The 20,237-nt window shown below is 59.0% G+C and carries 16 protein-coding genes; 9 read left to right on the top strand and 7 right to left on the bottom strand.

Features of this window, described 5'->3' with window-relative positions; genetic code table 11:
• The first annotated feature begins 13 nt into the window (after positions 1-13).
• The 5 genes from J2X92_RS25135 to J2X92_RS25115 all read left to right on the top strand — a co-directional run bounded on the left by J2X92_RS25135 (position 14) and on the right by J2X92_RS25115 (position 4,471).
• Complete coding sequence (locus tag J2X92_RS25135) at positions 14-1,051, top strand: aromatic ring-hydroxylating dioxygenase subunit alpha (protein ID WP_307579846.1); 1,038 nt, start codon at positions 14-16, stop codon at positions 1,049-1,051.
• A gap of 36 nt (positions 1,052-1,087) precedes the next feature.
• Positions 1,088-2,008, top strand: coding sequence for a branched-chain amino acid ABC transporter permease (locus tag J2X92_RS25130; RefSeq protein ID WP_307579845.1), 921 nt, complete (start codon positions 1,088-1,090; stop codon positions 2,006-2,008).
• Positions 2,005-2,991, top strand: a complete 987-nt coding sequence (locus J2X92_RS25125) for a branched-chain amino acid ABC transporter permease (RefSeq protein ID WP_307579843.1) — start codon at positions 2,005-2,007, stop codon at positions 2,989-2,991. Before J2X92_RS25130 ends, J2X92_RS25125 begins: the two co-directional genes overlap by 4 nt.
• Entirely contained in the window at positions 2,988-3,755 is a 768-nt protein-coding gene (locus tag J2X92_RS25120) for an ABC transporter ATP-binding protein (RefSeq protein ID WP_307579841.1), read from the top strand. Before J2X92_RS25125 ends, J2X92_RS25120 begins: the two co-directional genes overlap by 4 nt.
• A 74-nt stretch (positions 3,756-3,829) precedes the next feature.
• Entirely contained in the window at positions 3,830-4,471 is a 642-nt protein-coding gene (locus J2X92_RS25115; RefSeq protein WP_307580028.1) for an ABC transporter ATP-binding protein, read from the top strand.
• 278 nt (positions 4,472-4,749) lie between these two features.
• Here J2X92_RS25115 and J2X92_RS25110 read toward each other — a convergent pair whose 3' ends face one another.
• From J2X92_RS25110 to J2X92_RS25085, 6 genes are all read right to left on the bottom strand, one after another.
• Complete coding sequence (locus J2X92_RS25110; protein WP_307579839.1) at positions 4,750-5,547, bottom strand: SDR family NAD(P)-dependent oxidoreductase; 798 nt, start codon at positions 5,545-5,547, stop codon at positions 4,750-4,752.
• Between the two features lie 33 nt (positions 5,548-5,580).
• Positions 5,581-6,792, bottom strand: coding sequence for a bifunctional 3,4-dihydroxy-2-butanone-4-phosphate synthase/GTP cyclohydrolase II (locus J2X92_RS25105; RefSeq protein ID WP_307579838.1), 1,212 nt, complete (start codon positions 6,790-6,792; stop codon positions 5,581-5,583).
• Positions 6,782-7,417, bottom strand: a complete 636-nt coding sequence (locus J2X92_RS25100) for a nitroreductase family protein (RefSeq protein ID WP_307579836.1) — start codon at positions 7,415-7,417, stop codon at positions 6,782-6,784. The genes J2X92_RS25105 and J2X92_RS25100 overlap by 11 nt, the downstream gene beginning before the upstream one ends.
• 98 nt (positions 7,418-7,515) lie before the next feature.
• On the bottom strand, positions 7,516-8,013 hold the full coding sequence (locus tag J2X92_RS25095) for a flavin reductase family protein (RefSeq protein ID WP_307579834.1): 498 nt from the start codon (positions 8,011-8,013) through the stop codon (positions 7,516-7,518).
• A gap of 80 nt (positions 8,014-8,093) precedes the next feature.
• Entirely contained in the window at positions 8,094-9,578 is a 1,485-nt protein-coding gene (locus J2X92_RS25090) for an amidohydrolase family protein (RefSeq protein ID WP_307579832.1), read from the bottom strand.
• Positions 9,579-9,647: 69 nt separating this feature from the next.
• Positions 9,648-10,781, bottom strand: a complete 1,134-nt coding sequence (locus J2X92_RS25085; RefSeq protein WP_307579829.1) for an LLM class flavin-dependent oxidoreductase — start codon at positions 10,779-10,781, stop codon at positions 9,648-9,650.
• 902 nt (positions 10,782-11,683) lie between these two features.
• On the opposite strand from J2X92_RS25085, the gene J2X92_RS25080 reads away from it, so the two are divergent.
• From J2X92_RS25080 to J2X92_RS25065, 4 genes are read left to right on the top strand one after another with little or no spacing between them, the layout of a single operon-like run.
• The gene (locus J2X92_RS25080; protein WP_307579827.1) at positions 11,684-13,351 is read left to right on the top strand and encodes a DUF1302 domain-containing protein; all 1,668 of its coding nucleotides are present in this window, start codon (positions 11,684-11,686) and stop codon (positions 13,349-13,351) included.
• A gap of 26 nt (positions 13,352-13,377) precedes the next feature.
• A complete protein-coding gene (locus J2X92_RS25075; RefSeq protein ID WP_307579825.1) occupies positions 13,378-14,736 on the top strand; it encodes a DUF1329 domain-containing protein in 1,359 nt (452 codons plus the stop codon).
• Between the two features lies 1 nt (position 14,737).
• Positions 14,738-15,787 carry a WD40/YVTN/BNR-like repeat-containing protein gene (locus J2X92_RS25070; protein ID WP_307579823.1) on the top strand — a complete coding sequence of 350 codons (1,050 nt, stop codon included), beginning with the start codon at positions 14,738-14,740 and terminating at the stop codon, positions 15,785-15,787.
• Entirely contained in the window at positions 15,784-18,264 is a 2,481-nt protein-coding gene (locus tag J2X92_RS25065; RefSeq protein ID WP_307579821.1) for an efflux RND transporter permease subunit, read from the top strand. Before J2X92_RS25070 ends, J2X92_RS25065 begins: the two co-directional genes overlap by 4 nt.
• 411 nt (positions 18,265-18,675) lie before the next feature.
• Here the strand turns inward: J2X92_RS25065 and J2X92_RS25060 are convergent, their stop codons facing one another.
• On the bottom strand, positions 18,676-19,695 hold the full coding sequence (locus J2X92_RS25060; RefSeq protein WP_307579819.1) for a helix-turn-helix transcriptional regulator: 1,020 nt from the start codon (positions 19,693-19,695) through the stop codon (positions 18,676-18,678).
• Between the last annotated feature and the right edge of the window lie 542 nt (positions 19,696-20,237).

Below are 20,237 nucleotides of genomic sequence, written 5' to 3'. Positions count from 1 at the left end.
TAAGGAGAGTGAAATGTCGTTCCTGATGGACGCGTGGTACATGGCGGCGTGGCACCACGAAGTGGTCGACGTCCCGTTCGCACGAAGGATCTGCGGCCTGCCAATGGTCTTCTTTCGCAGCCGGGACGGCACGGTCGCGGCCCTGGAAGACCGTTGCTGCCACCGGGCCGCTCCGCTGCGCTTCGGCACGGTGGTCGACCAAGGGCTGCAGTGCGGCTACCACGGGCTGGTGTTCGACTGCACTGGACGTTGCGTGCATGTTCCGGGCCAGGAGAGGGTGCCGCCCAAGGCCATGGTCCGCGCATATCCGCTGGTCGAGAAGGACGGCATCCTCTGGGTCTGGCCCGGTGACCCGGCCAGGGCCGACAGCGCCAAGATCCTCGACTACCCGTTTCACGACGACACAAAGAACTGGCCGCACAAGACACAGCATTACCACGTCAAGGCCAACTACATGCTGCTGGTGGAGAACCTCATGGATCTCACCCACCTGGCCTACGTCCACAAGAGCACCATCGGCGGCAACCCGAAGGCGCACGTGGAGGCGAAGATGACCGTGACGCCGAAGGACCAGGGGCTGCACTTCATCCGCTGGCTCCCCGGATCCATGCCGCCGCCCTCCTACCAGAAGGCCGCCGGCCTGCACGGGCCGATCGACCGTTGGATGGAGTTCGAATACACGGCGCCGGGCGTGGTCGTTCAATGGACCGGCGGACTTCCGGTCGGGCGCAACGCCATGGAGAACCGCAACCAGTCTGGCGGCTTCTCGCTGCGGATCCTGCACTGCCTCACCCCGGAGACAGAGAGCACTTCCTTTTACTTCTGGTCTGCGGCGAACGGCTACCGCCAGGACGACCCGACTGCCACCACGGACCTTTTCAAGGAAATCGACACCGCCTTCTCGGAGGACAAGGGCATCGTGGAAGCGCAGCAGGAGATCATGCAGGAAACCGGCACCAGCGACCTCGTCAACATCGCGTCCGACTCAGCCCGCATGCAGATGCGACGGGCACTTCAACGCATGCTGGATGCGCAAAGCAGTGCCCCATGAAAGACCTCCAGACACCTCGCGCCCGCAGGAAACGCCATGAGCCCTGACTTCCTGCTCACCCAGCTCCTGAACGGAATACAGTTCGGGCTGCTGCTGTTCCTGATGGCCGCGGGCCTCACGCTGGTTTTCGGCATCATGAGCTTCATCAACCTGGCGCACGGTTCGCTGTACATGGTGGGTGCGTACGTCGCTGCGACGACGTACGTTCACACGGAGTCTTTCTCGCTCGCAGTGGTAGCCAGCGTCGCGGGTCTCTTTGTGCTCGCACTGGTCCTGGATCGACTGGCCTTCGCCGCGCTCCAGCAGCGCGACCACCTGCAGCAGGTCCTGGCCACTTTCGGCGTGGTGATCTTCGCCAACGAAGCCGTCCGGATGGTGTTCGGCAATGCGCCGGTCTACCTGGATGCGCCGGCAGCCCTGTCACAACCCGTCAGCATTCTTGGCTTTAACTACTCTGCCTACCGGCTCATGATCATCGCGGCGGGTTTGCTGGTGGCGCTCGCGTTGCACCTGCTGATCGATCGGACCCGGGCTGGCATGTTGATCCGGGCCGGCGCCAGCAACCGGAAGATGGTGTCCGCGCTCGGCGTGAACATCGGCTGGCTCAATAGCTTCATCTTCGCGCTGGGCGCTGCACTGGCGGGACTGGCCGGCGCCATCGCCGGCCCGATCCTGTCGGTGCAGGCGGGCATGGGTGAGCCGGTACTGATCCTCACCTTGGTGGTGATCGTCATCGGCGGCATCGGCTCGGTGCGCGGGGCGTTCTTCGGCGCCCTCACGGTCGGCGTCATCGACACCCTCGGCCGCGGCGTGATGCCCACCATCCTCAATGCGCTGCTGGATCCGTCGATCGCCGGAGCCGTCGGTCCCGCGCTTGCCTCAGCCGGCGTGTACGTGCTCATGGCGGCCGTGCTTGCGTTCAAGCCAGACGGTCTCTTTCCGGTGCGGTACACATGAGCGCGCTGCCGACCTCGGGCGGTGCGCTGCCTGCTCTGCGGCGCTGGCATGCCGCGCCTTACCTGGTCACAGCACTGGTGATTGCGGGAGTATCCGTCCCCTTGTACGCAGGCATGACCGGTGACAGCTACCTCGTGGCCATCATGAGCCGGATCCTGGTCTATGCGCTTGCCGCTGTCGGCCTCAATCTCTGCCTCGGCTTCGGCGGCATGATCAGCATGGGCCACGCGATGTACCTCGGGCTCGGCGCCTACATCGTCCCGGTGGCAGCCGACCTGGGCGTTACGAACGGCTGGTTGCAACTGCTCCTGCTGGTGCTGGCGGTGGGGCCGATCGCCGGCGTGGTGGGGGCGATCTCGCTGCGGACGCGCGGCATCGCCTTCATCATGATCACGCTGGCCTTCGCCCAGATGTTCTTCTTCCTGTGCGTCAGCTTCAAGCGCTATGGGGGCGACGAGGGAATCTCACTCCAGCAACTCAGTGACTTCGGCGTCCAGGGCAGTGGCAAGACAGGCCTGTACTACGCTTTGCTGGCCACGCTGATCGTCGTGATCGCCGCCTCTGACAGGTTGAAGCGGTCACGCTTCGGACTGGTGCTGCAGGCAGCGAGGATCAACGAACGCCGGGTGGGAGCGCTGGGCACCAATCCACTACCCTACCAGTTGCTTGCCTACGTGTTGTCGGCCCTGGTCTGCGCGATCGCAGGCTTTTTCCTGGCCAACCTCACCGGGTTCGTTTCGCCTGCGTCCCTGGCCTGGACGGTGTCCGGCGAGTTGATCGTGATGGTGGTTCTTGGCGGCCTGGGCACAGTCATGGGCCCGCTTGTGGGGGCGCTCTCATTCCTGCTGGTGGAAGAAGGCCTCAAGGCTCTCACGGAACACTGGCTGGTCATCCTCGGGCCGCTGATCGTGTTGATGGCGCTGTTGCTGCGACGGGGCCTGTGGGGCCTGGTGGCCGGCCGCGAAGGCGGTGACGCCCGATGAGCCCGCAAACGATCACACCGCTGCTGTCGGTCAAGGGATTGGTGAAGCGGTATGGCGGCCTGCTTGTGACCGACCACGTGAATCTCACGATCGCCAAGGGAGAAGTCCACGCCGTGATCGGACCGAACGGGGCGGGCAAGACGACCCTGATCAACCAAGTCGCTGGCGACGTTTCGAGCGACGCCGGCCGCATCGAACTCATGGGCCAGGACGTCACGGACTGGCCGGTACACGCCCGCGCCAACCTCGGGCTCGGACGCTCCTACCAGATCACTTCGGTGGTTCCGGAGTTCAGCGTCCTCGAGAACATGCTGCTGGCGCTGCAGGCCGGCGAGGGCCACAACTTCAGGTTCTGGCAGCCAGTCACCCGCAATCGAAAGCTGATCGAGGCGGCTTCCGAGGGCTTGGAGCAGATCGGCTTGATCGGATGCTCCGGCCAGCGTGCGGGGACGCTGTCCTATGGCCAGCAACGCCAGCTGGAACTCGCCATGACGCTGGCAACCGGGCCACAAGTACTGTTGCTCGACGAGCCCATGGCCGGCCTCGGTCGAACAGAGACCAGCGACATGGTTCGGCTGCTCGGCAAGGTAGCGCCCCAGTACGGTGTCCTTTTGGTGGAACATGACATGGACGCAGTGTTTGCGCTGGCCACCACCTGCAGTGTCCTGGTCTATGGCAAGACCATTTTCCAGGGCGACCCGCAGGAGGTGCGACGCAGCCCGGAGGTGCGCGAGGCCTACCTGGGCGACGAGGAGATCCTGTAGTGAGTCTTGCCCTACCGCTCCTCGCCGTGGAGCAGCTTGACGCCGGTTACGCCAGCAGCCAAGTGCTGTTCGGCATGTCCCTGAACGTGGGCGCGGGCGAATGCGTCGGCTTGCTGGGACGCAATGGCATGGGCAAGACGACGACCATCAAGTGCATCATGGGGCTGCTGGCCTCCGGTGGCGGGCAGGTGCGTTGGAAGGGCAAGGCGGTCACAGGGCTGCCTCCGCACGCGGTGGCTCGGCTGGGAATCGGGCTGGTGCCGGAAGGGCGGCAGATCTTCCCGAACCTGTCAGTCCGGGAGAACCTGGTGGCGACTGCCGCGTCGCGCAGCCGGTCCTCGCCGTGGACGATCGACCGCGTCCACCGGCTGTTCCCACGTCTTGCGGAACGCAGCCGCAACCTGGGCAACCAGCTGTCCGGAGGCGAACAGCAGATGCTGGCGATCGGACGCGCGCTCATGACCAACCCGGAACTGTTGATCCTCGATGAGGCGACAGAAGGCCTGTCGCCCCTCGTGCGGCAGGACATCTGGGCGGCACTCGGTCACATCAAGTCGGAGGGCATGGCCCTGCTGGTCGTCGACAAGAACCTGGGCCCCCTGCTGCGCCTCGCGGATGCCTTGTGCATCGTCGAGAAGGGCACTCCAGCCTGGACCGGGAGTTCCGAACAGCTTCGCCGAGATGGCGAAGTGCCAGCGCGATACCTCTCCGCCTGAAGTCCCCTCACTTTTAGCGGTCAGGAGAGATCCATGTACTGCAAAGGGCCAGCCATGCCGCACCGCACGGCCCTGGAAACTTCTGTTCGTCCTGGCACATCGCGTCGCCGCATGGCTCTGTTTGCCACCGGTTGTTTCCTTTTTGCCTCTGCACCCATCGCCAGAGCTCAGGCGGAAGCGTCCGTTGCGAACCGCACCGCGACCATCGTCCGCCCCGGGACTGAAACAAGGCAAGTTCTCTTCTGATATTGCGCGTCATCTGCCAAGCTCCCGCGGGTTTACGGAACTTCCCCGCCCGAGACCGAAATCGCCTGCCCAGTTATGGCCCCGGACCCTTCGCCACATAGCCAAGCCACCGCATCGGCGACCTCCTCCGGCTGCACCAATCGGCCTTGCGGATTGGCTTTTACGAACTCAGCACGTGCTGCCTCCGCGCTTCGCCCGGTCTTGGTTACAACCCGTTCAATGCTCTCGCGCATTAGTTCGGTGTCTGTGTAGCCGGGACAGACAGCGTTGACAGTGACTCCCTTGGTGGCCAGTTCGAGCGCCAACGAGCGCGTTAAGCCCAAAACGCCGTGTTTAGCCGCGCAGTAGGCTGACGCATATGCATAGCCTACTTGTCCAGCGGTGCTGGCCACATTGATGATGCGGCCCCAACCGGACTCCAGCATGCCGGGCAGCACCGCCTGAGTGCAAATCATCGTTCCAGTTAGGTTGACCTCCAGCATGCGCTGCCACAAAGTCAAGTCCATTTTCAGGAACGGCGCACTTTCGGCCTGGCCTGCGTTGTTGACAAGAACGTCCACCCGGCCGAAGCGCGCCTTCGCATCGGCTAACGCCGCGGACACCTGCCGAGCAATAGTGACATCGGCAGAGACGGCATGCAGCCGGTCAGGAACTTGAGCAGTGAAGGCTTGCACCACTTCGAGCCGGCGCCCCAGCACAGTTACGTGTAGTCCGCGGTTCACAAGCAATTGCGCAACTGCTGCACCTATGCCACGTCCGCCACCCGTTATCAACGCATGCCGAATGGGTGGCCCATCCTCGATCGCCAAGTTCGCAAGCACGCCGCTCAAGCTCTGCCTCTGTTGATGATCAGCCTTGGAAGATTATCCATTCGAGGGAACACCCAATTCATGCCCTAAGCGCCTCTGCTTGGTCGTCAAATAGGCCACGTTCTCCGGCGTCGGTGAGGTGCAGAGCGGCACTCGCTCTGTGATCTTCAACCCGTACTCTGCGATGCCGCGATACTTGGCCGGGTTGTTTGTAAGCAGACGCATGCTGGTAATGCCCAAGTCCTGAAGAATTTTTGCGCCCACGGTGTAGTCGCGGGAATCAACCGACAGTCCCAACTCCAGGTTGGCATCGACGGTGTCCAGACCCGCGTCCTGGAGCGCGTAAGCACGCAGCTTGTGTGTCAACCCAATGCCCCGGCCTTCGTGTCCGCGAAGATAGAGCACCACACCACGCCCCGCTCGCCCCACCGCTGCAAGCGAGTCCTCCAACTGTGAGCGGCAGTCACAGCGCAGGGAGCCGAAGGTGTCCCCCGTCAGGCACTCCGAATGGACGCGAACAATCACGTTCTCAGCGCCCACCAGATCTCCCATGACCATTGCGAGGTGCTCGTGCGAAGCGTCAGGAGACTTGTAGACACAAGCAGTAAATACCCCATGGCGTGTCGGCAGGCGCGCCTCAGATTCGCGGCGCACTTGTGCGTGCTTACGTCTGTACGCAACAAGATCTGCGATCGTGATCATTGCCAGCCCATGTACTTCGGCAAAGGACTCTAGTTGCGGACGTCGAGCCATAGAACCGTCCTCGTTTACAATCTCGGCCAGTACGCCTCCTGCACAAAGACCGGCCAAGCGAGTCAGGTCTACTGCGGCTTCAGTGTGACCAACACGTCTGAGTACTCCACCTGGTGCCGCGCGTAAGGGAAAGACGTGGCCGGGACGATTGAAATCTGACGCCATAGCCTCTGGATTCACTAGCGCCCGAATGGTTGCAGCGCGGTCTTCTGCAGAAATTCCGGTGCTCGTTCCATGGCGGTAATCGACCGTGACTGTGTAAGCCGTCTTCATGGAGTCGGTGTTGCGTTCGACCATCAACGGGAGGTCTAGCGCATCAAGCCGCTCACCTGGCAACCCGACACACAGCATTCCGCTGGTATGCCGAACCATGAAAGCAATCGCCTCAGGCGTCGCAAATTCCGCGGCGAGGATAAGGTCGCCCTCATTCTCTCGGTCTTCATCATCCACCACGATGACCATATGGCCTTGGGCCATGGCGCGCAACGCGTCTTCAATGCGATCAAACGCCATTTACGTCTCCTCTGCGGGGACTGCTGGCATCGATAGGAGCACCAAACGTTCCTTCGTAGACAAGTTCCTCGATCGCCTGTCTGCCACTAGGCGCGTCCCGTTCGCGCAAACCCTCTGGGAGATGATCGGCTGACCCAGCACGGCCGACCGCCACGATAGCCTCTGGCCGCATGTTGATTGGCAATTTCAGAACTGTTTTGCAGCGCTCCACATCGAATCCAGTCATAGCATGTGTGCTGAGGCCGAGACTGTGAGCTTGAAGGGCTAACAGCGCCCAAGCTGCACCAGCATCGAAGCTGTGGCTGTAAGAAGGAAAGCGCTCCCCTGGACTATTTCCAGGAGCGTCGGCCTGCGACACCACGCAAATTAGTGCCCCCGCCGATCCTGCCCATGACTGGTTGAATGGGATCAGAACGTCTTTCATGGCATCCCATCCCGTTTCCCCGCGAAGAGCGAAGACAAATCGCCAGGGTTGCACATTGAAAGCAGAGGGTGCCCAGCGGGCCGCTTCAAAGATGACCCCAAGCTCCGCGCGCTCTACAGGCCTGCTCGGATCGAAGGCTCGCGTCGACCAGCGCTCCAGAATCAAAGGCAGGACAGGGTGATTTGCAACTCGGTTTTTCATAAAATGTATGGTCAAACAAACTGAATTCCCACCCAGTGAGGTTGATCGCCCTTCATAGTAGGAACTGCTGTGTACGGGATTTTCTGGGGCCCCAGCTCTCAGGCAGCGACCGATTCCGCTCGTGCCAAGTGACCATCTACCCAGATCAGGGGGTCAATCTGATCGTGGCAGTGAACGTCAGTCACCTCGCCGACGAAGATCGTATGAGTTGCCATTTCCAGGGTGTTGACGGTTTTGCAGATGAGACTGGCGACGGCGTCAGTCAGAACTGGAATCCCCCCCTCTGAGGAAGTCCAAGGCCCCTCCTCGAACCTTTCACGGCCTTTCTTCTGTCCGCTGAATGCACCAACGATTCGCGCATGTCGCTGTGAAAGTAAGTTCACGCAAAATCGACCCTCTCGCATCAGGACGGGTGACAGGCTAGCGTTGCGGTTGACCACCACGAGGACCGTCGGCGGATTCACCGCGACCGAAGTGACGGCGGTGGCAACCATTCCCGTCCAGCCCTCCTCACCTCCTGACGTCACGATTGCAACCGTCGAAGCGAGCCTTCGCATGGCCAGCTTGAATTCGTTGTTCAGAGTTTCTAGTTCCATGACGCTTTTCCTGAACGATTCGGGAAGTTGATTCTGTGCACTTGGCGCAGGTGCCGTGGACGACAAGCAATAGGCTTGATTCATCCCGGCCATCTGCCTGAAGGCCTGGTCCCGAGCCGGTCAAAGCACGCATGCGAAGCCTTACGCACAGATTCGCCAATTGCGTTGACATCGATTCCGAGAAGCTCTCCATCCTCCATCACGATCTTGCCGTCGATCACAACAGTGCGTGCATCTCGACCGCTTCCACCGTAAACGAGGTCGGGCACGGGGTTCGCGAATGGTTCGGGCCACCAGTGCGGCGAGCTGGTATCAAAAACAACCAGGTCCGCGGCTTTACCCACCTCAAGCGACCCTATGCGCTCGTCCCAGCAAATAGCCCTCGCCCCCTCAAGAGTTGCCATCTCGAAAACACGGTATGGGTTCATCAGCAGCGGGTCCCGGCGCGCATCCTTGTGGGCTCCCGCCGTCACATACATGATTCGAACCATGTCGAGATAGCGGCTGATGATGGAGGCGTCGGTGCCAAGCGCCATAGTGGCGCCGCCCGCCATCAACTCTGGTATCACGCCATGGGCGACCCATCCATTGCCACCCACCAGACTCGAACCGGGACAGTGCACTATGGAAGTCTTTGTTCGAAGCAACCGCTCCACGTCTCCCGGAGGAATCCATCCAATATGCGCCAAGAGAGTGCTCGGCCCGAGAAGACCGGCGCGCTCTAGGTGGTCGATCTCCGCATTGGCGGTCACCTCGGGCTGCCCAGGCGCTGCACGGCGACCAACCAGATGTGAGATAACGCCAACGCCGCGTCTGCGAGACTCATCACGCACCATCTCTGCCAGCCGCGCGCTGACGACCGAGGGAGCATCGATGTCGTACCACGCCCGCAGCCGGCCATTGCCAGCGCCGTGGAACCTGTCCACTGTGTCGTTGGCCAGTGCAATAGCTTCATCGGTGTCCTGCAGCCGCCCCCCGAAAGGACCAGCCACATCGGCCAGCTTGCGTGCCACGATGCCACGGATCCCTAGGTCCAATGCGGCCCGGGCCACCGCGCCAGGGTGTGGGCCAGCACCATCGGCGAAGCAGGTCGTCCCCTGGCGAATCATCTCTATGAACGTCGCCGCACTGGAGGCATAGGCTTCATCCTCGGAAAGTTGATCCTCGTAGGGAACAACGCGGTCCCGCAACCGAACCATCTGTGGTGTGTCGTCTACGGCACCCTTGATCAAGTAATCGACGGGGTGGTTGTGGGCATCTATCAATCCAGGGGTAACGAGTCCCTGAGGAGCGTCTATTCTCCTGCGTCCTACATACTGGTTTACCAGCACATCTCGTGGCCCAACCGCGACGATGTCACTCCCATTGATGGCGATTGCGCCGTCTCGCAAAATGCGACGATCGCGGTCCACGGTCACGATGCATCCCGCAGTGACAAGGAGGTCAACTTGCGTCTTTTCACCGTTGCTCATACTCATGCCTTTCGGTGGCGGCGCCTTGCTCTCAACGCTACCGTGCTTGAAATAAAAATCACACCCAGTGCTGAAAAGGCGATATGCGGGCACCGCGTCGGATATCCCGCCATCGCCTCGTGGTCACGATCTAAAAGCTCGGATCCGACCCATATCGCCAGGTCACACCGGTAACGGTTCAGCAGGCACACGAAGACCGGCCTGCTCAAGCAATGGAAGCACGGTGTCGCCGAAATTCTTGAGACCACCTTCATAGTCAAGCCAAGTCAGCAAGACCCCCTCCACGCCGGCGTCGGAAATGGACGAGAGCGTTGAAGAAATGTCCTCGGCGGTTCCCAGCAACGGATAGCCGCCATAGCCCGCAGCGATTGCGAATCGCATTTGCTGCATCGCACCCTCAGGCACGTTCTTGGCGTTGCCAATGTTGTTGGAGATGAAGGAGTCAAGGCCCTCTTCATCGCCATGATTGACAACATAGTCTTGCACGTAGTCACGCGCCTCCTGAACGCTGTTGCGCTGTACGACGTAGCAGGACATCCAGACCTTGATCTCCTTGCCGTACTTCTCGCGAGCGAAGGTCCGGTAAAAGTCCACCTGCTTTTTGAGCGCCTCCGGCCTCGGATCCTGCGGAACGATAAATGCGACGTCCACGTTGTTTGCAGCGAACTCTCGCCCGCGCTCCGACCCACCCGCGTTCATCAGAACCGGGCGAGGGAAGGGAGACTTCGGCTGGATGATTGCCTTCTTCAGGTTGTAGAACTTTCCCGAGAAGTCAAAGCTCTGCTCCTCTTTCCACAGTCGATCGAACAGCGGCACCCACTCCTCCGCCAATGCATATCGGTCTTCGTGATCGCCCATTTCAGACCCGAACATCCCCATCTCATCCGGGTACCAGCCACAAACCAGGTTCAGGCCATGGCGGCCTTTGGAAATGAGGTCGACCGTGGCGGATGCTCGGGCCGCAATGATGGGATGGATCACCGAGAGGTGGACGGTACTCATCACACAAAGGCGTTTCGTCGAAGCCGCGATTCCGGCTGCCCAAGTGAACGTCTCGAAAAGATCGCCGGAATAGTGACCATCACGGCCGAACGCCTTCCAACGCGAAGCTGAGATCGCACCCTCGATGCCAAGTCGGTCAGCCATCTGGGCGATGCGCACGTTGCTCTCCCATGTCGGGACATAGCGATCCGGGTGGTTCGTAAAGGCGGCGCCACCATTGAAGCCGAAGACCGCGAGCTTGAGCTTGTTCGCGCTCGTCAGCATGGGGTTGTTGGTAGATATGGTTGTTGTCATGGATCCTCTTTTCAGCCGAAGCCGCAAGCCCTTCACACTCTTTAGATCGGAGATTTACCGACGTGCGAAGGTTACCCATCAGCTTGGGGCAAATATTTCAAGAACCTGCTGTCCCCTCGTTCCGATCGACATGGGCGCATCCGAAGCCTTCAGTCGACAGAGGACCGTCCCCTAGATTCATTCGCGCCGGTTGGAAGCAGCGCTGCAATAGAGAGCTTCTTCTTAGGCATGAAGACCGAACAGCCCAGCGCAAGGTCTACCGAACAAGGCAAGAAGCCAGGTCCCACGTGCTCGTCTACATAGGGCGGCCTCTACCACCCATTGCGCAGGAACGCGGAGCTCGGCCAGCGCGCGGTGATCCCGTCTTGAGCTTGACCCGAGTGACTACGACGATGGTGTCCCCAAGGATTTAGGTGGACACCTATGGAAGACTCCAAGCGCCTGAGCCGGCGCCGCCACGCGGATGAACCGAAGCGGCAAGTGCTGGGAGCATGCGCGGAATCTCACGGCTTGAATAACAACCTGGTTCACAAGTAGCGCCGTTCGGTCGACGGGAGAGGCGTCGACCCGAAGAGCGGCAATCAGCTGGCGGAGTTCGTCTCGCTCACGCTGGCTCCTGACCTCGCCGTCGCGAGCGACATCCACCTTGAGATTCGCCGCGGCGCGATGGCGTTGAACGTGCATCGCGGGCCGGCTCTCTTTGACACCGAGACATCGCTCGCATGATTTAGCAGCTTCCTGAAAGAGAACTTTTGGCTCTTCGCCACAAACTTCTGCTTCGACGCCAGCGATGGCCTGCAGAGCGATAGCCATGAACGAGACCATCTCATCTCCGGGTTGAAATGGTCTGCGTATCAGGATGATGACCCGAAAGATTTGTCAAATTTAGGAGAGAAGCCGAAATGAAGAAACAAAGAATGCGAGCCCCGCCTGGAGTTGTGATGGCCTGCTGTCTGCTGAGTTCGACTATCGCCCAAGCGATAGAACTCGATACAGGCGATCCTGATTTGTCGGTCCGCTTCGACAACACAGTCAAGATCGGGACCATCTATCGCCTCCGCAACGCCGATCCTGGCTTGGCGGACTCCTTCTCGGGTGGTGCTCCCACCGGCCTTTCCTTCAATGCGGGCGACGACAACTTTCGCAAGAAAGGGTTCGTCTCGCAACGCGTAGACCTCTTGACTGAGCTCGACGCTGTATACAAGCGAAACTTTGGCGTGAGAGTCGGTCTCGCGGCATGGTATGACCACTCAGTTCGAGGGCGCAGCGATGCCACCGACCCCATGAATGGACAGTCGCCATACAACGTATTTACCGATTACACCAAACGCGGAGCAGGCCGCAAGGCAGAAGTTCTTGACGCCTTCGTCTTCGGAGGCTGGGACTTTGGGGATGGAAAAAGGCTGACAGCTCGCCTTGGGCAGCACTCTCTCCAATGGGGTGAAAGCCTCTTCTTTGGTGACAACGCCATCTCACGCGCACAGGGGCCTATCGACATCTACAAGTTGCTTGCTTCGCCAAACGCTCAGTTCAAGGAAATCATCCGCCCGGTTCCCCAGATCTCAGCCCAGCTGCAGCTGTCGTCCGACGTTTCGGTCGGCGCCTACTATCAATTCCGCTGGAAAGAGGACCGTCTTCCGCCGGCTGGTAGCTACTTCTCTTCGTCCAATCTAGTCTGGGGCGGCTCGCCCTATCCGCAGCTCTTGAACTTGGGTCCTGGTGGCAGCTATGACTTGGCGGCAGGCGCCGACCGAAAGCCCAAGGACTCCGGACAGTTCGGGCTTCAACTTAAATGGCGCGTCAATGAGACCGACCTCGGTTTCTACTACGCCCAGTACCACGACAAGGGGGGTCAGCTCTATGGCCAGCTAAATCCCCTTGGCGCGCCAAATGCCAACGGATATCTCCCTGGAAATTGGTACTACCGTTTTGGAGAGGACGTAAAGGTCGTTGGAGCGAGCGTTTCGCGCTCGTTTGGCGACACCAATGTCTCTCTTGAGGCCTCTGTGCGCGACAACATGCCGCTGCGAGGCGGCCAGAACCTCTATGGGTTCTTCCCCGGGCAAGAAGAGCTGCGTCGCCCCATCGGTAGAACCGCGCATGTAAACCTGTCGTGGCTTGCAAACTTCGGCCCGAACTTCATTGCCAATGAGTCTGGACTGATTGGGGAGATTGCGTGGAACCGGGTGCTTTCCATGAAAGATCCGGACCACACCATTGACTCGGGTCGAACCCGCGACGCGGCGGCAATTCAGCTTGTCTACACGCCTACATATCGACAGGTTATGCCAGGGCTCGACATCAGCATACCTATCGGCTTGCGCTACATCCTCGCGGGACGTTCTTCCGTCACCAGCTGGGACGCAAAGGGGACTGGTAGTGCCACTATCGGAATTGATGCCATGTACCTCAACGTTTGGCAGGTATCTCTGAACTACACGCACTACATCGGTAAGTCAGTCCCGTACATCGACTACTCACCGGCCGTCGGCACCAATCCCAACTATGGCTGGGGCAACTCTCTTGCCGATCGCAAATATGTCTCGCTTTCGGTGCGACGCACGTTCTAAACCATTCATCCTTCGAGGAAGTCTACATGCACCCCATCCCCCGCAAGTTGGCCATTGCACTGGCCACACTATTAATCGCAACTCAAAATTACGCAGGCGTCACTTCCGAAGAAGCCTCGAAACTGAAGTCTGACCTGACGCCCTTTGGAGGCGAGAAAGCAGGCAGCAAGGACGGCACAATTCCGGCCTGGACCGGTGGGTACACCAAACCGATTCCGGGTGACAAGCCCAACGGCAAACGCGGCGACCCTTTCAAAGACGAAAAACCGCTGTTCTCGATCACCGCGAAAAATGCCCAGCAGTACGCCGAGAAGCTGGCTGACGGAACCCTAGCGATGCTTCAGCGGTACCCCGACACTTACCGCATCGATGTGTACCCAACTCACCGCACAGCGGCCGCGCCTGCCTGGGTCTACGAGAACACCTACAAGAATGCGACACGAGGGAGCTACGCCAATGGCATCCCAGTAGGAGTTTATGGGGGGATTCCCTTCCCAATTCCCAAGAATGGCGAAGAGGTCATGTGGAACCACACGCTGCGGTGGCAGGGCCAAACCTGGAGGTTCTCCGGCACGCACTACCAGTTCACTGCTGACGGGCGCAGCGTAATGAGCTTGGACAGCGCGGCTGAACAGCAAATGCCCTACTACTTCGAGGATGGCTCGCCGGAAGAATTTGCCAAGACGGGCGACTTCTTCACCATCCGGATTCAAAATTCCGGACCGCCTATTCGCGCAGGTGAGGCAATCGTAGCCCGCAACAGCCTCGACAGCAGCAAAGACCAGAGCTGGGTCTACCTGACAGGTCAACGGCGTGTTCGAAAACTGCCAAATCCATGCTGTGATACCCCCACGCCCACAAGCTCGGGTTTGATGAGTTTTGACGAGGTCTTCGGCTGGTACGGAAGCCTGCATCGCTTCGACTGGAAGCTGGTCGGCAAGAAGGAACTTTATGTTCCTTACAACAACAACAAGATGATGCAGCCGAAGAGCAATGAAGAAATGCTCAAAGCGAACTTCGTGAATCCAGATCATGTGCGGTGGGAACTGCATCGAGTTTGGGTGGTGGACGCAACTCTGAAGGCCGGCCAGCGCCACCAAGCGACGAAAAGCCGGTACTACTGCGACGAGGACACGTGGCAGTGTGCGCTGGTCGATCGCTGGGATGGAAAAGGTCAGCTCTGGAAGGCCATTTGGGTTAACAACTTCGTGGCGCCCGAATTGCCAGGACTGGTGACCGCGGGCTATGGCTACTACGATCTTCTATCTGGCGTTGGCTACTTCGCCAACTTCCAGAACGCAAAAGGCACGCAGTACGAAATCCAGAAGAGGCTAGCCGACAGCGTCTTCACGCCTGACGCTATGGCAGGTGAGGGCGTCCGCTGATATGAGATGGCACCGACTGATGGTGGTTCTCGCTGGGGCACTGGCGGCTCCCGCCTTTTCGTCGCCTGCGGTGGATGCGATTGACCGTCCAGCTCTCTCGTCTCCGCATGCATCTCGGTCGGCCCTTCTCAGTGCAGCCAAGGCCGGCGACCGCCTGGTAGCAGTTGGAGAACGCGGCATCATTGTTCTCTCAGATGACCGCGGCGCGACATGGCGGCAAGCGCAGTCTCCTGTGGCAGTGACCTTGACCGCCGTTCGCTTCGCGGACGCGAATCATGGCTATGCGGTGGGCCATTCGGGCGTCGTCCTCGCGACCCAGGACGGAGGCAATAGCTGGCTCCCCCGATTTGACGGAAAGAAGGCGGCCCGCCTCGTCCTCCAAGAGGCAGAAGCCAGCGAGGACTCCAATGCGCTACGTGAAGCCCAAAGATTGGTGAATGACGGTGCAGATAAGCCGTTTCTTGATCTACACGTTTTCGACGCACAGCGCGTGCTGATCGTGGGCGCCTACAACCTTGCCTTCTACACCGAGGATGGAGGCAAGACATGGCGTTCATGGATGACAAGGCTTCCGAACCCCAAGGCCCTGCATTGGTATGCAGTTCGTGCCAAGGGCAGCACAATTCTTCTGGCGGGAGAACAGGGTCTTGCACTGCGTTCCGATGACTCAGGTGCCACCTTCAGACGCATCAGCACCCCCTATCACGGCAGTTTTTTTACGGCGGAATTGGCAACTACTCAGGACATCCTCCTTGGCGGCATGCGCGGCAACGTATGGCGTTCTGTCGACGGCGGTATCAACTGGAGCCAACTGGTAGCTCCGCAGACCTCTTCTGTCACTGCCTCAGCGGTCCGCAGCAGTGGGCAAGTTCTGCTCGCGACCATGGGCGGTGAACTCCTGACCACGGCTCCCACTGGTTCACCAAACATCTTGACCGTAGAGCGCGCTGGCCTCCCGCCCCTGTTTTCCATCTTGTCAGTGAGCCCTGAGCAAGTGCTACTTCTCGGTGGACACGGGGCAGTAATGGTCAACTCGGAAAACAAAAAATGACTCCTTCCCTTCTCGACCAAGATGCCCCTCCTCGCAGACTGGAAGACTTCGACACGACCACCGGCTCAGCAATCGAACGGGCGCTCTTCAATCATCGCGGCATCGTCGTTCTGCTTTGCTTTTTGGTGACTATTTTGCTCGGCTGGCAGACGACACGACTGCATGTGAATGCCAGCTTCGAAAAGACGATCCCGACCCATCATCCCTACATCGAGAATTTCCTGCGTTATCAGAACGACCTGACCGGACTAGGCAATGCCGTACGAGTCGCAGTGGCGAACCCGTCGGGAAGCATTTACGACGCCAAGTATCTGGAAGTGCTTCGGCAATTGAGCGACGAAATCTTCCTCACACCAGGCGTAAACCGAGTTCAGATGAAGTCCTTGTGGACACCAAGCACTCGGTGGGTCGGTGTCACTGAAGAAGGCCTTGATGGCGGCCCGGTCATCCCGGAGGGATACGACGGTAGCGATCAAAGTCTGCGGGAGTTGAGCGCCAACATTGCTCGCTCAGGAGAGATTGGCCAACTGGTTGCCCTGGACGGCAGGTCGAGCGTCATCTACATACCGCTGATGGCGAGAGACGCACAGGGCGACACACTGGACTATGCGGTTCTTTCAAAGAAGCTTGAGGCACTTCGTGCCAAGTATGAGGCCCAGGGAGTCACGATTCACATCACCGGATTCGCCAAAATTGTTGGCGATCTGATGGATGGCGTGCGTGCCGTTCTGCTTTTCTTCGGAGTGGCAGTTTTGGTCGCTGCAGCTGCCGTCTTCTGGTACACACGATGCGCAAGATCCACGGCACTCGTGGTTTTGGCTTCCTTAATCGCCGTCATTTGGCAGTTGGGGTTACTGCCTGCGTTGGGTTACTCCATCGACCCTTACTCGATCCTCGTGCCATTTCTCGTGTTCGCAATCGGGATGAGCCATGGAGCACAGAAGATGAACGGGATCATGCAGGATGTAGGCCGCGGCACCCACAGGCTGGTTGCGGCGAGGTTCACCTTCCGCCGCCTGTTCGTGGCCGGGCTCACGGCCCTGCTGGCCGATGCTGTGGGCTTTGCCGTCTTGCTAGTAATTGACATCCAGGTCATCCGAGAACTAGCGATTGCAGCCTCAATTGGTGTGGCAGTTCTAATTTTTACCAATCTGATTTTGCTCCCGATTCTGCTGAGCTACACAGGGGTGAGCGCCAAGGCTGCAGCGCGAAGTCTTCGCGCAGAACAGAACACCTCTACCAAGCCTATCTGGCGCTTCCTTGATCTTTTCACGCAACGAAAGTGGGCCTCCCGGGCGATATTGCTTTCTGCCATTCTGGCCGCTATCGGCATTGCAGCAAGCACCCAGCTCAAGGTCGGGGACCTGGACCCGGGCGCTCCAGAGCTTCGTCCCGATAGTCGCTACAACCGAGATGTGAACTTCATCAACTCTGCGTACGGCGCATCGAGCGATGTACTAGCAGTCATGGTCAAGACGCCCGACGGCCAGTGCTCCAGGTACGAGACACTGAATAAGGTGGACACTTTGGAATGGGAGCTGCGCCAGCTGGATGGTGTCGAAAGCACGAGTTCCCTCGCACTGCTGAGCCGGCGCGTTCTCACCGGTTTGAATGAGGGAAATCCGAAGTGGTATGAGTTTCTTCACAACCAGGACATGATCAACACGATCGCCGCTGGCGCGCCGCGCGAGCTATATAGCGAAAGCTGCGGCCTGTTAACTCTCAATGTCTACCTTCGCGATCACAAGGCCGCCACTTTGGAACGAGTGGTCTCTCACGTGGAGCAGTTCGCTCGCAACAACGACAGTGCTGACGTTCAGTTTTTGCTCGCGGCCGGCTCGGCCGGCATTGAGGTCGCGACAAACATTGTCGTGAAAAATGCCTGGTGGCTCATGTTGTTCGTGGTGTATGCCGCAGTGGTGACCCTGTGCTTCATCACCTTCCGTTCATGGAGAGCGGTGGTGGTAGCGGTACTCCCCCTGATGCTGACTTCAATGCTAGCTGAGGCGCTCATGGTGGCCCTGGGCATCGGCGTCAAGGTTGCGACTCTGCCAGTAATTGCCCTGGGGGTCGGCATTGGCGTCGACTACGCCTTGTATATTCTCTCCGTAACCTTGACCCGCCTGCGCCAGGGTGCAACTTTGTCTGAGGCTTATCACAGTGCACTTCTCTTTACGGGCAAGGTTGTCATGCTCACGGGTGCAACGTTGGCCACAGGGGTTATCACTTGGGTTGCGAGCCCGATCAAGTTTCAAGCGGATATGGGACTCCTGCTCGCATTCATGTTCCTGTGGAACATGCTGGGCGCGCTCATTCTGTTGCCAGCACTCGCTCACTTCCTGCTTCGCCCTACGTTGAAAGCAGAAGCCAAAAAGGCACCTGGTGAGATTTCAACTGTGAATGACGGCTCAGTTCCGAGCGCCGGGTTGGGTGAGGCGCATGGCATCCGACAAGTTCCTGCTCTCGGAAGACAATGAACCTTCAGCATGCGCGCAGGGCTTTGGAAAACGTCGGGCACGAAGGGTTATCGTGATTTCGGACTAACTTGGCCGACGTGGCCCGGAGGGGCTGCCGGGACTGTACGCCAGCGACAGGGGCCGAAACAATGGCACTCCCGGCCCAAACTTCGATTCATGAACAACGCGACGTTGAATTTGAGCCCTCGTAAGACCGGGCCGTCGTACCTATCCAACTGAGAGTTCGTATCACGCGTTGACTCTCCGCATGCGACCGCCAATCAAGTCTGAAATGGGCAACCCAAATCGCACCAATCTGATTTGAACCGTGCTGGTTCTTCGCTCGAGCTGTCCGAGTCCCAGTTCACCAGGTCCCCTGTTGTCTCGATTTTTCTTCAAACGCGAGGCAGGCAGTTTGACCCCTAGTCACGACTACTGAATGCTTACACGACTCGACTGGCTGGAGATCGTCAGAGCACCAGAAAAATCGTCCTCATCTGCGTCGAAAACGATTTGTTGAACACCGCGGACTTTGTGCAAGTGAGTGGTGGTTCTCACGGACTGGCGCAGGCGGCCCGGCGTAACGCCGAACCTCTTGCAGAACGTCGTTGTCATGTGAGCTTGACTAGAGAATCCGACGGTGTAGGCGATTTCGGCCAAGGAGCACTTAGAAAGCCGAATCAGCTCGTGGGCGGAGCACAGTCTCCGATCCAGTATGTACTGGTGAGGTGAACAACCCAACATCTCCGTGAAGGCATGTGCGAAGTAGAAGCCGCTGCAGCGGGCAAGGTCGTTGGCGAGCATCTCGACCTTCAGCGAGGAAGCAAGGTTCTCGTTGATGAATTCAAGCGCCGATCGCAGCTGATACGGTGCCAACTTGTACCTGAATCGGCGATGTCCTCCATCCTCTTTCTGCACGAGCCTGGTGATTGCCTGCCGGACAAAATCTGATGCCACCAACCCCACGTCAACGACGTCCGAGCAAAATGCTTTTCTGAGTTTCCACGCCAGTTCCTGGATCAAGGAGTCCTCAATATTGAACTCCAGATGGGGAACTGAACCACTGCCTCCAAGCTCGTCCCAGATCCGATTTAGATTCTCGGTGTCGATCGTCGCGAATACAAAGTCGATCGGCTGTTCTTTCTGGACATGAAGCACAGACCCGGCACGAACAAAATAGAGCGCGCCCGCGAGCACTGTGTTACTTGATTTGCGCCCGGAATCGACTTGAACTCGTACGATCCCTGGTGTCAGCTCGACACCAAGGATGTTCTGGTCCAGCAGCAATCGCTCCTCTGCTCTTTCAGCGGCACGGTAGCAAACCGTCCCGTACTCATATGGCACCTGCCAGGGAGCCTGATTTAGGAAATGAGCCGAACTGACCGTCTCGAAGTCCCCTGGACGACAGGGAACTGTGTTTTCATTTGGAGGCGGCTGAACAAGACTGGCCATTAGTAAGTTCCCGTGCGCTGGATGTAGACGTATGACGTGCGAGGCTTTTGCGAGGGCACGTCACCCTAGGAGCGTTCCGATTGCTAAAGATCGGGAGGACAAAATTCATGAAGGATGTGCGCGCCTCGGCTAAAGGGGCAAGCACGAACAGCGGGCGACACGCAATGCTCCCAAATTCAATGCTTCGTTTACCAGCATTGCGGGAGCTCTCTGTCACCAAACAGGTCCGCTTGATCGATGAAACATTCCCAAAAAAAGGCCTACAAGGTCTCGCGAACACTGAATACGAGTAGAGCGCGCATGTCGATTCACCCCCAGAGAGAAGCAGTGACCGAAAGTGCCCTCACTGTTTCACCCAATCAGGCAACGTGAGCTCGCTTCGTGTCGAGCAAGATTCACGCCAAACCCATCGCCTCAGCGTCTACCGGGTTGAAAATTTACTTTACCAGTAAACCACTTTTGTTTTGCCCGGGAAAACACCAGTACGAGACCAGATATCAGAACTTGGCATTGCTCGGTGGCGGATGGGCGTAGGCGTCCGC

This window comes from Variovorax paradoxus (assembly GCF_030811855.1).
GTDB lineage: Bacteria > Pseudomonadota > Gammaproteobacteria > Burkholderiales > Burkholderiaceae_C > Variovorax > Variovorax paradoxus_L.
The sequence above is the reverse complement of the archived record's forward strand: the minus strand, read 5'-3'. Positions and strand labels throughout refer to the sequence as shown.

What these genes read in the sequence shown, in the direction of transcription:
- J2X92_RS25135 (WP_307579846.1), top strand. Translation starts at nt 14, where the DNA reads ATGTCGTTCCTGATGGACGCGTGGTACATGGCGGCGTGGCACCACGAA.
- J2X92_RS25130 (WP_307579845.1), top strand. Translation starts at nt 1,088, where the DNA reads ATGAGCCCTGACTTCCTGCTCACCCAGCTCCTGAACGGAATACAGTTC.
- J2X92_RS25125 (WP_307579843.1), top strand. Translation starts at nt 2,005, where the DNA reads ATGAGCGCGCTGCCGACCTCGGGCGGTGCGCTGCCTGCTCTGCGGCGC.
- J2X92_RS25120 (WP_307579841.1), top strand. Translation starts at nt 2,988, where the DNA reads ATGAGCCCGCAAACGATCACACCGCTGCTGTCGGTCAAGGGATTGGTG.
- J2X92_RS25115 (WP_307580028.1), top strand. Translation starts at nt 3,830, where the DNA reads ATGTCCCTGAACGTGGGCGCGGGCGAATGCGTCGGCTTGCTGGGACGC.
- J2X92_RS25105 (WP_307579838.1), bottom strand. Translation starts at nt 6,792, where the DNA reads ATGGCGTTTGATCGCATTGAAGACGCGTTGCGCGCCATGGCCCAAGGC.
- J2X92_RS25100 (WP_307579836.1), bottom strand. Translation starts at nt 7,417, where the DNA reads ATGAAAAACCGAGTTGCAAATCACCCTGTCCTGCCTTTGATTCTGGAG.
- J2X92_RS25095 (WP_307579834.1), bottom strand. Translation starts at nt 8,013, where the DNA reads ATGGAACTAGAAACTCTGAACAACGAATTCAAGCTGGCCATGCGAAGG.
- J2X92_RS25085 (WP_307579829.1), bottom strand. Translation starts at nt 10,781, where the DNA reads ATGACAACAACCATATCTACCAACAACCCCATGCTGACGAGCGCGAAC.
- J2X92_RS25080 (WP_307579827.1), top strand. Translation starts at nt 11,684, where the DNA reads ATGAAGAAACAAAGAATGCGAGCCCCGCCTGGAGTTGTGATGGCCTGC.
- J2X92_RS25075 (WP_307579825.1), top strand. Translation starts at nt 13,378, where the DNA reads ATGCACCCCATCCCCCGCAAGTTGGCCATTGCACTGGCCACACTATTA.
- J2X92_RS25070 (WP_307579823.1), top strand. Translation starts at nt 14,738, where the DNA reads ATGAGATGGCACCGACTGATGGTGGTTCTCGCTGGGGCACTGGCGGCT.
- J2X92_RS25065 (WP_307579821.1), top strand. Translation starts at nt 15,784, where the DNA reads ATGACTCCTTCCCTTCTCGACCAAGATGCCCCTCCTCGCAGACTGGAA.
- J2X92_RS25060 (WP_307579819.1), bottom strand. Translation starts at nt 19,695, where the DNA reads ATGGCCAGTCTTGTTCAGCCGCCTCCAAATGAAAACACAGTTCCCTGT.